Genomic DNA, 14027 nt, shown 5'->3' with positions numbered 1-14027 from the left:
ACATGTCTTCGTTTTTACTCTAAAAAGGCGGGAGAATAAATCTGAAATTTCAGTTAAAATTCATGCGACGGTAGTGTATCATGATACATAAATAACAGTATTTGTTATAGGAAATATAGCAGCCAAAAGCAAAAAACTCCAATCTATACACGTACCGTGAATGCTGCACAATACGAAAAGTACCGGAAAGTATCTTCGGGTTCACGCTAGGCACATTTAATGAATAAAATCAAAGAGGCATCTCAACTAATGAGTTACCTTTTTCTAAAGTTTCAAAATATAATATTGATGCTCTATTGCTTATAAAGCATATAAGTTTTTTCATAACAATCGACGTACTGCACACGCTCTATTTCGCCTGATAATGAATAATAAAATATCAATCGTTCATAAATCATCTCGGTTAAAAAAGCCGTTTTCGTTGCGTCATGACTAAATGGTATAAGCTTAAATTTATATAAAGCTCCATACATCTTAGGGACTGTTAGATAAAGTTCTTTATTTTTAATAGTAATGGTAAGTACTTTGTCTTCATTTTCTATTACATATTGCCCGACGATAGATTCTCTCTTTGTGAATGCTATCGGAACTTTAGGTGCCGGTGAAGATACATTTTTATCAAAAGCGATTTTTGCAATCTCTCTACTTAAATGCATGACAGGTGTAACATTCATATTACTTAAAAAGATAATCGTAACTTGATCGTCAACAAACCTAAGGAAATCACTTGAAAAACCGCTAATATCTCCAAAATGATGCACACATTTTTTCTCCATTAATTCAGAGACCATCCAACCACAAGCGTAAGACCCCAGATTTGGAGTCAACATTTTCTCTGTTAATTCCTTGTGAAGAATTTTGGAGGATTTTAATGCCTGATCCCAAATAAATAGGTCCTCTGTTGTTGAATATAAACCATAGGAGCCTAATGGAAATGACATATCCGCATACGCTGCATGAATTGGTTCTTCCCAAAATGAATAGCCAGATGCTAAACCTGGAATCACTTTTACTCCATCATCACAGCCTGTATGATACATACCTAATGGATGACATATATGCTGCTGTATGTAATCTGCATAAGGCATATCTGAAACTTTTTCAATAATGGCTGTTAACACCGCATACGCTGAATTTGAATAGCCAAATTTACTACCAGGTTCAAACTCTAATTCCCTTTCTTTAAAGGAATCAATTAGCTGATCTAATGTGGATGGCAGTCTCATTGTGCGAAACCAAAAATCAGGGGTATTTGTATAATTAGGTATTCCGGAACTATTAGTTAAACAATGATAGATTGTTATTTGTTGACCATTCGGATAATCATGTAGATATTTTCCTACGTAATCATCAATATTCAATTTTTGCTTTTCATGCAATTGAAATATAGCCATTGCTGTAAATGCTTTCGTGAGTGATCCTATACGAAATTTAGTTGTTGGCACATTTGGAACGCTATGCTCCAAATTCGCCATACCAAAGCCTCTGTTTAAAAGAATATTCTCATTAGATGTAATTAATAAAGTACCATTTAAATAACCGTTTCGATTATAGGAATCTACCCAATTATTTAGCCGTTCCTCTAATTGCATATGAGTTTCTCCTTACTAGAATGATTAATCATCCTTCTTTATATTGATGGATTTTCCTTACCTTACCTGATGAGTCGCCAAATCCGCATATTTTCGGGGATTAATAAACGACTATCTTTTTCAATCATTTTCATTTGTAGAGAAATACTCTTCTGTAATTCATTTGTTGCGATGTATATTTCCAGATCATTTCTTCCATTTCCATGAATGTATCCTCTCCCCTCTATATAAAAATACTATCATGATACATAAATAATGGTACTTATTAAGGGAGATATTGCAATCCAAAGTAAAAACCTCCAATCTATACACGTACTGTGAATGCTGCACAATACACAAAGATTAGGAGGTACGAAAATAGCTCATGTCTTTCTTTCTATTCATATATTATCCTCTACTATGAGTTGGCCTTTTATGATACGCATCGAATTCATAGGAATGGGTATGATCCCCTTCAATTACTTTAATTCGAATGGACATTCCTTCTCCTACATTGGTGTTGATAAAAAACTGACCATTAAAGGCCTGTACCCTATCTTGCATTCCCCTGATACCCATTGAATCAGCAAGAATGATATCATCCATTTTACATCCCACACCATCATCCGAATAAATAATTTCAAAGCCCTCTTCTGTTTCTAACAGATGAATTTCGACAGTGTTGGCATACGAATGTTTTAAAGCATTGTTTAACAACTCTTGGAAGAGCCGATAAATCATCAAGTTTAAACGCTCATCCTCCAAATATAGACGATCAATTGTATAAATTAAAACAAAATCAGCACGCTTATGAACTTTTTGTATAAGCTTCTCAAGCGCAGCATTTAATCCTAATGTATCTAATAATGGCGGCTTTAAATTTTCACAGTAGCCTCTTAGATCATTTAAAGATGTAATCATGTGTTCATGAATCTTAGTAAGACCCGATTGAATATCCGTCTTTTTCTTCGCATGGATAAAAACATCCATTTCTCTAGCAATATGTAGTTGCTCTTGTAAAACCGTATCATGAAGCTCTTGAGCTAATTGATATTTTTCTTGTTCAAATCGTAGCCAAAGAAGCTTATTGAGCCATGGTAGCTGACTTTTATCAGCCTCTTTCATATGCTTTAACTGTTCTAATAAATCTTCCACCATTTTCGTATTTTCTATAAAATTATTTACATATAGAAGCAATAATTCAAGCCATAATAATTCCTCATCCTTTAGATAAATAGATTTATTATGGTCTAGGACTAAAATTCTTTTATAATTTACATCTTGGTGAATAAAAGCAATATAAAAATGCTCCGTTTTCTTTATATCTCCCAAACGGAGTTGCTCAATCTCTATTTCGCTCATTTGATTTTGAGTATATTCTTTTGATGTGCTCGTGGAAGTAACTTGATGTGTTTGCAAATCGTAGGTTAATACGTAAACATGTTTACTCTCAAGGTGTAATGCAATTTCTTGAACAAATCTCTCCAGTAAGTCTTCAATCTTTACGACCCTTCCAATACTATCAACTGTCGTATACAATCGATGGATATAATCCCCTTTTGTTGAAAAAAGAATTTTCCGCTTATGATAATCTATTTTTTCTTTAATGTAGAAAAGTGCTATTAAAGAAAAGAACGTAAAAAGGAAAATTTCCGTCATTCTTGAAATAGATAAATCAGTAATCGAATAAATGCCCATTAATAGCCAAATCGTAAAAGCAAAGGAAAAATTAAAATAATGGCGTAAACGGGTAATAAAGTACTCCATATCAAATATACGTTCAGTGAGTTGTGTAAATATAAAACTAAAGGGAATTAACATTAAAAATAATGAACATATATCCGCTGAAAGTATACTTTTATGGAAAACGACTTCTGGTAACGCATATAGAAAAAGAAAGGGCAGAAACGGGATGATGATACTACTCAATAAAATTTTTAATTGTGATGTTTTAAATATATAGTAACTTATTCCTAATATACCAAGAATTTTGATCAGTAAAATGAAAAAAAACCACAAAGTTATATTTGAGAAAAGGGGATTTGTAAATGGATAAATATTGCTGATAATACTCATAAAAAACGCAATTAAAGGTAATGTATAGAAAACCTTAATATTGTTTATAAATAACCACTTTATATTCAAAAATAAAAAGTATTTTTTTAAAAAATGAATTAAAAGCACTAAGCATAATAGCATACTACTACGATTAACAATGGTTCCTATAATATCTAATCTTCCTGAAGCTCCAATACTAACATAAGCCAATGAGACAGTTAGTATAAAAAGAATGAGTAAATTTATTAATTCAGTCTTTCTTTGTTTGAAATATAAGAAACATGCAATTATTAAACTCAAGAAATAATAACAAGCTGGAACTACTAGCACATAAAAAATTTGTTCTGGTATATCTAAGGGTTTTATTTGTACCTGGATTAAATCACCGTTAGTTTTCAATATTGTTAAATCATTAGCTGCTCGAATTACAGGAGTATACTTTATATTAGGAAGTTTATCAATTTGGATACCATCGATACCTAATACAACATCTCCATTTGTAATATGCTGTTTAGTTGCCCACTCTTTATAATAAGAATCAGCTATCAACCATTGTCCATTTTCTTCCTTTAAATTAATACCTAAAAAAGGCATGCTATAAGTAACATATAGCAAATAAATGCCCAATATTAAATAGACACTTATAGCAAGCCCAAACCAATTACTTTTTATAAATTTCAAAACCAAAGTCCATTTCCTAATTGCCACTCTTCATCAAACGACTCTAAGATTGCCTTCTGTTCAAGCTCTGAAACACCAACTAGAGAAGCTTTATTTTCTTTTAACAATGTTACCAACGATGGATTTTGTTCCAAAAATTGAATCGTGTTAATCATTAAAATCTCCTCATTTCATTAGTTATTTTCTTAAGTTTGTTGCAGTCACATATTTTAAAAAAATCCGATTTTTCAGTTTTTTACCAAGGGATTAATATCCAAATATGTAATTACAACTCCATTATACTATCTTATTTCATATATTCAACAACATTTTCTACAAAATGCTGAAAAATAATAGATAATGTAGTATTTTTGCTTAATACATATTATTTCTTTTTAAATCGTCAGATAATTACCACATTATAAAAAGTAAGCGTCAAACAGCGCCCATGTGTTACTCAGGGGACGCTATTTGACGCTTACAGGCATATTTATACGCGAAGGCAATAAGAAACCGTATCGCCACTGCCTTAACGATACGATTTCTATTACATGCTGTAAAGATAATAATAAAGGTTAGAAAAATCCTTTGCGATCAGAGAATCTCGCTCTTACCCTTTTGGTTGGAATAAGCTTATGAAATATAACAATCTTTTACTCTTTTTTAGTTAAAGGAACTACTGTTAATGCTTGTCCAATTTCCCCCATTGATACAATTAACTTTATAGCTTGAAAGTATGGATAGTCCTTAACAAGTTCACAAGGAAGATTTTTAGAACACTTTATCAGAAGCAGATATCTTTATGTGCAAAACGTTTTTTATTTTGACTAAATCCTTTAATCCCCCATTCGGTGAAGCTGTTAACAGAATATTACAAGTAACAATAGGGTCACCTAACTCCTCTTCTTATGACTCATTCTCTAACTTGCTCCACTTCGGAGTAGCTAAAAAAGCGGCTCTTTTTTTGCCACTCTATTTCTAAGCGTTTTAGAGTAAAAGAAAAAAACTTGTCAGAATAAACTGTGCCCTATCGAGTAGACACTTTATAAAAGTCTTTCGATGGGGTACAGTTTATTATTGTTGCGGTTTTAATAAATGCTGATCAATATGTCATGACCCCGGGCAAGGCTTTGTTCATAAAAATAGATTAACTGATCGAGTTCCGCTATAAGTTCTGCGAAAAGTTCCTCAGCTTCATCGTCCGCCCAAATATCCGGATAAATCTGTTTCGCTCTAAAATCGGCTGGCTTGAATTGTTGCTGCAAGACGGTCCTATCCATAGAATGAAGAGCCTCTAAAATGCGGGGTAGCTCATCAGAACCAATGACGCTGACGAATTCTTCAATATCCAGCACGCGGACTCCGACAATGGCCTCGCTTAATGGGTGGTCCTCGATTGGCTGCGAGGCAGAGATCCCTGTTATCAAACAATGCAATCCGTCCCATAATTTATCCATTTCATATACTGGACAGCATTGTTTCCCCATAAGCTCCTCAATCTTCTCGACGATATGAGAATTGTCTAACTGGGCAATTTCATCCTCTAAAGCATCGTTTAATGATAAGTAACTGGCCATGATTCCCATCGTGTATCTTCTCCTTTTTTTCTATCAATTTATTCATAAACCGAAACGGCAAACTTGTAAGAATTTATTCCCCTAATGCCGTCCATTTGGCATCGATGAAAACGTATCGTCTTCTCATATAACATTACCATATTTTAGGTATGTTTGATAATTTTCAAGGCATACTTACGGTAGAACAAGCTGCAAACATTGGTACACCTTGCCACTCTCCCTGTTGCGCAGACGTTTTAATTAACGCGGAAGGTTTATATTCCATTTTCACTAAATTTGGAGATTATATGATAAACAAGAATTTGATTTTTCGAAAACTTATCTGTGCTTTTTTGCAACCTCACTATCTGGTTTTATTTTTAAGACTTTTTCAGCTAGTATTTTAGCCTCTCGATCACTTAATAATTTATCAGGTATAGCGTTAAAAAATAATAAATATTCTTTTAGCCCTATATCATCTTCATCGCAGTCGATTGCCTTTTTTGCGTGATAAAATGCTGCCTGATAAGCTCCTTCTAAATGACATAATGGGTGAGATAAAATAATTGAAGCTATATAGTGAAGGAAAGCTGTTTCCCTATTTTTTAATAAATCTAAAACAAAAGAATAATATATGATACTTTCTGATTTATAACACAACTCCAATATATAATCTTCAAATTCATCTTTATTCAAACCATCCACTAATGCTTTCGCTTCTATAAATTTTAACGAAAGAATAAAGTTTTCTAATCTAGTTTTCATATTAGTTTCACCTCGCATTAAATCGATTAATTGTCATACATAAAATTTTCGTAATCCATCTTCCATTCATCTTCCATCTATCTTCCATTAATAGTTCATGCATAAAAAAGAATGAATTTCTTATAAAGGAAATATTTCACAAAAATCACGATATTTAGTTTTCCTTATAAAATCCTGATAATTATCATTTAAAGTTTCATTAACAAGGTTTTTTCAACTATAGGCCACTTGTTGAAAGGACAAAATAAATGAAAAAGGATGATTATATGAAGCAAAAGCTTTCACCCATATCTGCCAAAGAGCGGATTGAAACACTCGATGTATTAAGGGGGTTCGCATTATTAGGAATCATATTAGCCAATATTGTTTGGTTCCTTTACCCCGCCTACATGCAGGAAGATTTAAGTTTTAAAAATGAATGGACTTCTTTTTGGAATGGCGCCGATTATACAGTGAAAACTATACTTACTATGTTTGTCGATGGGAAATTTGTCATGCTCTTTTCCATGCTGTTCGGTTTTGGCATGGTCATCATGCAGGAAAGAGCTGCCGCAAAACAATTAAACTTTTGGGGAATTTATTCTAGACGACTTATTGCGTTATTTATTTTCGGTTGTATCCACGCCTATTTCATTTGGTTTGGAGATATTTTAACAAACTATGCAATTTTAGGATTATTACTCCTTCTCATGCATAAGTTAAAACCAAAAGCTATGTTAATTATTAGCTTAACTTTATATAGCTTACTTTTGGGATCATTTACGTTTGGGGCAATATCTTCTGATTCTACTACGCCAATGTCAATGTCCATGTCCATGTCAGAGGAAAGTCGTCAGCTCATGCAAGTTACGATCGATGCCCACCAAAATGGAAATATTCAAGAATTATTAGATGCTAATCTTATGGAAAGAACTTTTTATACAATGCGTAATGGGCTGTATGTTCTTTTTTTAGGCAATCCTATATTTTTTTTATTTTCAAATCTTCCATTCTTACTAATGTTCTTATTTGGAGCAGCTGTTGCGAAGAAAAAATGGCTTCATCGTTTTGAAGAATATCGAAAAGGATTTTTCATTACGTGGTTACTAACATTGATTTTTGGTGGAACATTGGGCTGGATCTTACCTTCCCTTTCAGAAAACTTTTCTACTGTTCAATATATTAGCTCGCCACTCCTAACAATCTTTTATGCCATTAGCTTGCTCTTTATTTATCACACGGTGAAAGGGAAGAAAGTTTTACAGTGGTTAGCGTTCCCTGGAAGAATGGCATTCACAAACTATATCGGCCAATCTATCATTTGTACATTTTTATTTGGACCATTTGCATTTGGCGTATACGGAAAACTCCACTTAACGACAGCCATCATCATCGCCATTGTCATTTTTGTCTTCCAAATAATTTTTAGTAAGCTATGGTTATCCAAATTCCGCTTCGGGCCATTAGAATATGTTTGGAGGTCATTCACTTATTTAGGTATTAAAAAGGAATCTAAAAATGCATAGCTTAGGTGAGGATTGACTGCAATTAATTGAGTTCTCGATAAACTCGCAAAATTAATCGATTAATTCAGGATTCTTCTCGATAAAATGAACTAAGGGGCTGTCAGTTGACAGCCCCTCTTCAATTATTTCGTTAATCGATCCTTCTTTTTAATAATTTTAACATCAGCTCTTAATGTGAAACGCAAGATAAAGTTCCGTAACTACATTTTTTTGATTATCAACCATATAAGTAATCGATAAAATTTTCAACAAGTTCATCGTTATTATTTATCTTACTTATCATCTCTTTTAAATCTTCTAAAAAGCCTTCGAGCAATTCACATGATTCATCATCTATTATTTCCCCATTATATTTTCCTTGTACTAATTCTAAAGTAATTGAGAGATAATCCAGAAAATTGGAAAAAGAGTTTGCAATCGGAAAAAGAGCACCTGTTTCATAAGAGGCCATGACTGGTGAGCCTTCTTTATCAGTTACAACCACAACAGGATCATCATTTTTATCTGCAATGACAAGCCAAAATGGATTCCATTCTGGATCATCTTTTAGATCCGTTCCAATCCAACGAAACCCCTCTTGCCTATAGACAAGATTTTCAGGAGACCAAAGACTAAGAGGTGAATTTCCTAAATCAATGCTCGTGCTTTTTAGCTTGTGACCATCATGACGGATATCACAAATTATTTCACAATGTTCATAAAAAAATTTTAATTCAGGAGAAAGATAAATTTTCTCATCTACCTGTAGTTTTACTAATTCTGGTTTATAACGTACTCCACCATTCTTTACAACTGGGGATTCTTCTTGTGGGTATTTATTCATTGTCTGTATAAATTTCAATATCGAATTATCTATTTGTTTCACAAAAGTTCAACCCTCTCGTTTATTATTTACATTGATCTGTCCAATGTTCTTGCCTCTAAGCGAGAAACCGTGATTTACAATACATTTCCCATTTCATTACGAATGACATCGATTATTGCACTAAGCTACTCGCAATCCAAAGGTTATCTGCAATCCTTGAAAACTCTTTGTCTCGGATGAAACAGAGTAGTAAATACACAGGACAAGGCAGTTCTTTACCAACAAAAACACATATAAAAAAGCTTAATTGGCTTCTTTATATGTGTTTTTAAATCATTTCTGTTGTTATTGTGCCTAAAGTTTTAAATAACTTAATCAAAATCAATACCTTCGCCATCCAGCAGATTTGCTTTATACTCTATTTCTTCCTTAGAACTATCAAAAGTAACTTCTGTGTACAATTTCTGGATTTCAATTATCTCACTTAATAAATAGTCATTGAAATCTTTATATACTTTAGCCCCTTTAATGGGATCATAAGAAAACAAATATACCTCTCCAGTTTCTCTATTAAAGCAAATAGGGTCATTGCTAGGACTTTCAGAAAAGACAATATATTTATCTGTTTCTTCCTGTTGAAAGTGTAATGATACAAATTCCCAAATAGAATTTGTCAATACTTCCCACTCATCAATATTCTTAAGGTTGTACACGAAATCAGAGCTTTCAATACCACCAAAATTTAAGAAGTAGTCTTTCGTTCGTGAGGGAATTATCCAATTTAGATGTTGCTCTGTCTTTTGAAAAATTTTTTCACATTCTAATGAAATCACTTCTACATCATAATCCTCAAGAAAGGATGTTAGGTTTTCAATCCAATCGTCTTCCCCTATTTGTCTAATTGGTACCAGCATAAGCATCCCCATACGATTCGAAATTTTCAGCCAACCAAAACCAATTTTCACCTTTACTAGAATATAAATGCTCTAACAGTTCCGTAAAGCTTTTAGCAATAATCTGACTATCCCCTGGTGTTGCATGGGTTTCCAAGAAACTATCATAGCAATAACCGAAATGAGACTTGCTCATGTCAATACTAATGTATTGGTTTATTTGTTCAGATTCAGCAATAAGATACCAGTCATTACTAATATCATCCTCTAGTTCCTCCCAAATAACATCATCCTCTGGGTAAAGCCTTTTACTAGTTGGAATAAACTCATTTGAAGAAACTATTTTTATTCCATAAGGCTTATCTAAAAACATTTGTAAGGAGTCATAATTGCTAAAAAAATAATGCAAATCTTTTGGAAGAACTAAATCACTTGTGAAATTTGTGATCCTTTTCACAAGTCTACAATTACTATCCTGTTCAATTTTTTTAATAATCTCTATTATCTTCATACTTGCTCCTTTAATCTCAAATTTACTTGTATTTATCATATATGTATTTATTGAATTCTTTGTAAAACTTATCTCGTGCTTCCCCTAGGTACTTAGCTGCATCAAACGTTACATCTAACAACTCTTGTGCTTGCTTTGCTATTATTTTATCTCAATCCCCATACTTTTCCAATTGTTTCCTCGAATCACTTCTGAATACGTCATAACAATAGTTAAACTTTATCCAAAAGGTAAATAAATTTAATTAAAAGAAAGAGTAGCAATAAATCCAGATACTGTGGATTTATGCTACTCCTTAAATGTTTTTTGCAAGTGAGAAGTTCTTAATTATCATAGAGATATACAGACAAATGTTATCACATATAATCCAGTGAGTACTACGATGTCTGTTTTATTATCACTAAGTTTCTACTTCCATTCAGAGTTATATTATTTTAAATCAACAAATTCCGGACTACGTACATTTCCTTCTTTAACTAATAGAACGCCTTGAATTTTCTCTTTTCTGCAAGCATCCACGAAAACTTCATCTACAACTATCTCTTCTTTTGATTCTTTCATTCTTACGACATGATATCCATTAAGGGATTCTTGAATAAAAGCAATAATATTTAAACTAATTGGCCCATCAGGTATGGATTTAACTAGTGGTTCATAGTCTGATCTATTATGATTTAAACAAGGAATAGATTTAAAACATTCCAGGTGTGTTGATTAACCATTTTTATACATCCAAAGAGGCTGATTTCCGCTATGGGCTACTCGCTTTGTTGCTGACGCTTCGCTTTCGCACAGAGCAAAGCTTCCTGCGGGCGAGCGTCGAGCCGCTTCGCTCCGTGCAGGGTCTCGGGCCAACACGATGTTGGTCACGAAGGCGTTATCACAGGATGTGATGGTTTTAGCCTTCGTTCCTCTATCGCTTTCCCGCAGGAGTCGAGTAGCCCTACGCTACAATCAGTTAAAATGGAAATATATTGGCAAAATGGTAACGAAAAAATCCTTTTATCGCTCAATAATAAACTTATTTTTTCCTAATCAACACGCCTGTAAAAATAACTTATTTCACTAGAATATTTATCAACCTATGAAAATTGCCAATATCCTACTATTGGATTCTTTATTGAATCCTCCGTCACAATTGCATACAAATACACAGCACCAAACCCAAATGGAAGGCTTGTGCCTGAATGGAATAATCCATTGGGATAACCGTCCTCATCAATTTGACACAAGAAACTATACCCATCTTTTTCTAATTCTGAGTAATAATATTCTTCTTCTTGGATGTGAAAGGGATTCCCACCAAGCTTAATAAAAAAAGGTGTTTCAAAGGCTTGTTCCTCATTTACAAAAATACCTTCTGAAATATAGTGTTTAACAATTCCAAATTCGGTATAAGTGGAATCCAAACTTTCTTTTGAAACCGGATGTTCAAACACGTACAATGAGCAGTTTGGATAAATATTTTTTGAAACACGATTTTTGTATTCTTTTGGTATAAAGATCGAAACCATATTATTTTTATCTAGTGGACTTACAAAACAAAGATAGAAGTGATAATCAGATCCAATTTCACTAAAAAATTCACTTTTATCGTCAAAATATGCTGGGGCATTTCCACCAATCCATCCATTACCAACATTCTGATTTTTGTCTAACTGAAATATAATACTTTCTTTTCGCTCAACTACTATGTTATTTTTATTCTCCATATTATTATCCAAATAAATTAATTCGGATTTCTCCCCCTTTGCATTTATTACTTTCTATAGATTAATCCATATCTTCCAGGCAACATCATTCCATTACCAAAGCATTCGTACTTCCATATACCCATTCGGTTCTGTTTTCTGAATCAATTTACCCTACTCATCATAGCTGAAAATCCTAGTCTAAGAAGAGAATAGAAAGTAAATATTAAATCTCTTCCAGCTCAGCTATTGCTTAATTTTTTACTGGACTAATTAGAATCACATTCTTTGAATTGTAAACCTCTAAACAATTGTATTTTTGATTTAAAATTTCAATTGTTTTGCCATACTTCATAAGTTTGATATCTTGGATCACTAAAAAAGGTAAACCATTCAGTTTTTCTCTAATATCTTTTATAGAAAGTTTCAAATTAAAGCATTTTCTTATGTCCATAATAAATTTATTTGCATCATTTGGTACTCTGACAACATACACTTTTACCTCATCTATCAAATCAAGTTCGACTGAAGGAACATTTTTTTCATCTATAACAGGATTATTTTCAAGCCAACTAAATAAATCAATATCTAAAGAATATAAAGGCGACGACAATGCACCCAAATCTTGATAGAATACGTTTAGTTGGTCGCTATTCTTTTTTAAAAACACTCCTTGACCTCCACCATCATCCCCTATCAAAATATAATCTGGTGCGTAAACACTTACTCCATACAACCCGTTCCTTTCCACTGCAATGTTAAAACCATAAATATTTATTCCGTTTTCAAATGTAACTTCCTCAAAAAAATTCCAAAACTCAATTAGTCTCGTAGGTATGTTCGTTTGAAAACTGGTATTGATCTCATTTGCATCAAAGTTTCTTTCTATTCTAGTGATTAAAGGTGTCGACTTAAAATTTAAAATCATTGATTTCCTCCAATTAAATATGACCTAGTTTATTTGCTATACCTTTAAGGAATCTTTTCCCCATTTCGCTGTTTGATGTTTCTGAGTTCTTCATTAGCAGAAGGAAAAAACAGACAAGCTAAAGCGATAACCTCTGTTTAAGTTGTCTGTTTTCTTTACCTAAGGCCCTTTTTCATCTCTACTGGAATTAATCATCTTCACATTTTCCAAGATGATTTATGAAGGTTACAAAGCTGTTTGATAAAAAATTGATGCTTCCTTCTGTAACTTTCCCCAAGTCCATCCATATAAGAACAACACTTCCGTTTTCTAAATCAATACAAAATAAATTACCACCCCAATCATTTACAAACGGGAGATATTTTTTGGGGAGTGCTTCTCTATTTATGAAATCTAGGTACCTTTCTTCTAGTAGCCTTGAGCTATTTGTATATTTTATTGGAGAAAACTTGGCAATTTCCGTTTCAATGTCAATATCATGCGCATAATAACAAGGTTTAACTGGAACCCCGCCATTAAATTGTAAATAATGTTCTTTAAGCTGTTGTGGTAAATTAAATCCTAATGTAATTTCAACATCGTTTAAATCGTTTATTGTTAGTTGAGTAGAACAATCTATAAACATTCTCTCCGCTCCTTAGTTACCACTTACATGTCATTTTTCTAGATTCATTGTTTCTCCATCCAGATTCATATGAAGCTTCATACGTACCAAAAAATCCAAAATGATGTTTGAACTGTTTAACCGCCCCTTGATGTTTCAAAGTGGCCTTAATTGCATGGTTACCTCGCCTGTTTTAGGATTAAAATTTGCTACTTGGTGCCTTATCCTATAGCACTAATACTCGCTTCTTTAAATGCTGCAGTAAAATCCGAGCTCCTATCAAAAGCCTTGATATAAAGGTATTTATTGTTCGAAAAGGGTTATTATTCTTAATATTTTATGTAATTAAATTCCATTAACGGGATATGTAAACGAGATAAAAACGGTTCCTTTTCTAACATAAAAAAGTAAGCGTCAAATAGCGCCCACGTGTTTTTCCGTGGGCGCTTTGTTGTATGCTTTAATTAGTTTTCTTTGGAA

The 14027-nt window shown here is 32.9% G+C and carries 13 protein-coding genes; 1 reads left to right on the top strand and 12 read right to left on the bottom strand.

Going from position 1 to position 14027, the window contains the following annotated elements; all coding sequences use genetic code 11:
- Positions 1–293: 293 nt before the first annotated feature.
- The 5 genes from AMS59_RS10255 to AMS59_RS10235 form a co-directional block, all read right to left on the bottom strand.
- Positions 294–1592, bottom strand: a complete 1299-nt coding sequence (locus AMS59_RS10255) for a serine hydrolase (protein ID WP_053483662.1) — start codon at positions 1590–1592, stop codon at positions 294–296.
- Between the two features lie 387 nt (positions 1593–1979).
- Positions 1980–4316, bottom strand: coding sequence for an ATP-binding protein (locus AMS59_RS10250; RefSeq protein ID WP_053483661.1), 2337 nt, complete (start codon positions 4314–4316; stop codon positions 1980–1982).
- Positions 4307–4465 carry a competence pheromone ComX gene (comX, locus tag AMS59_RS10245; protein ID WP_053483660.1) on the bottom strand — a complete coding sequence of 53 codons (159 nt, stop codon included), beginning with the start codon at positions 4463–4465 and terminating at the stop codon, positions 4307–4309. Before comX ends, AMS59_RS10250 begins: the two co-directional genes overlap by 10 nt.
- Before the next feature lie 912 nt (positions 4466–5377).
- Entirely contained in the window at positions 5378–5875 is a 498-nt protein-coding gene (locus AMS59_RS10240) for a YfbM family protein (protein ID WP_053483659.1), read from the bottom strand.
- 309 nt (positions 5876–6184) lie between these two features.
- Positions 6185–6610 carry a hypothetical protein gene (locus tag AMS59_RS10235; protein WP_053483658.1) on the bottom strand — a complete coding sequence of 142 codons (426 nt, stop codon included), beginning with the start codon at positions 6608–6610 and terminating at the stop codon, positions 6185–6187.
- A 248-nt stretch (positions 6611–6858) separates the two neighbouring features.
- Here AMS59_RS10235 and AMS59_RS10230 point away from each other — a divergent pair, with 248 nt between their 5' ends.
- Positions 6859–8115 carry a DUF418 domain-containing protein gene (locus AMS59_RS10230; protein WP_053483657.1) on the top strand — a complete coding sequence of 419 codons (1257 nt, stop codon included), beginning with the start codon at positions 6859–6861 and terminating at the stop codon, positions 8113–8115.
- Between the two features lie 217 nt (positions 8116–8332).
- Here AMS59_RS10230 and AMS59_RS10225 read toward each other — a convergent pair whose 3' ends face one another.
- The 7 genes from AMS59_RS10225 to AMS59_RS10200 form a co-directional block, all read right to left on the bottom strand.
- Positions 8333–8980, bottom strand: coding sequence for a hypothetical protein (locus AMS59_RS10225; RefSeq protein ID WP_053483656.1), 648 nt, complete (start codon positions 8978–8980; stop codon positions 8333–8335).
- Between the two features lie 311 nt (positions 8981–9291).
- Positions 9292–9834, bottom strand: coding sequence for an SMI1/KNR4 family protein (locus tag AMS59_RS10220; protein ID WP_053483655.1), 543 nt, complete (start codon positions 9832–9834; stop codon positions 9292–9294).
- The gene (locus AMS59_RS10215) at positions 9818–10324 is read right to left on the bottom strand and encodes an SMI1/KNR4 family protein (RefSeq protein WP_053483654.1); all 507 of its coding nucleotides are present in this window, start codon (positions 10322–10324) and stop codon (positions 9818–9820) included. Before AMS59_RS10215 ends, AMS59_RS10220 begins: the two co-directional genes overlap by 17 nt.
- A 429-nt stretch (positions 10325–10753) precedes the next feature.
- Positions 10754–11011: an imm11 family protein gene (locus AMS59_RS26945; RefSeq protein ID WP_369814322.1), complete on the bottom strand. Its 258-nt coding sequence runs from the start codon at positions 11009–11011 to the stop codon at positions 10754–10756.
- A gap of 395 nt (positions 11012–11406) precedes the next feature.
- A complete protein-coding gene (locus AMS59_RS10210) occupies positions 11407–12036 on the bottom strand; it encodes a hypothetical protein (RefSeq protein ID WP_053483653.1) in 630 nt (209 codons plus the stop codon).
- Between the two features lie 232 nt (positions 12037–12268).
- Complete coding sequence (locus AMS59_RS10205; RefSeq protein WP_053483652.1) at positions 12269–12943, bottom strand: hypothetical protein; 675 nt, start codon at positions 12941–12943, stop codon at positions 12269–12271.
- Between the two features lie 187 nt (positions 12944–13130).
- Complete coding sequence (locus tag AMS59_RS10200; protein ID WP_053483651.1) at positions 13131–13568, bottom strand: SMI1/KNR4 family protein; 438 nt, start codon at positions 13566–13568, stop codon at positions 13131–13133.
- Positions 13569–14027: the final 459 nt, after the last annotated feature.

This window comes from Lysinibacillus sp. FJAT-14745, from assembly GCF_001275675.1.
GTDB lineage: Bacteria > Bacillota > Bacilli > Bacillales_A > Planococcaceae > Lysinibacillus.
Note: the sequence above shows the minus strand (reverse complement) of the source record. Positions and strands in the feature narration are given on the sequence as shown.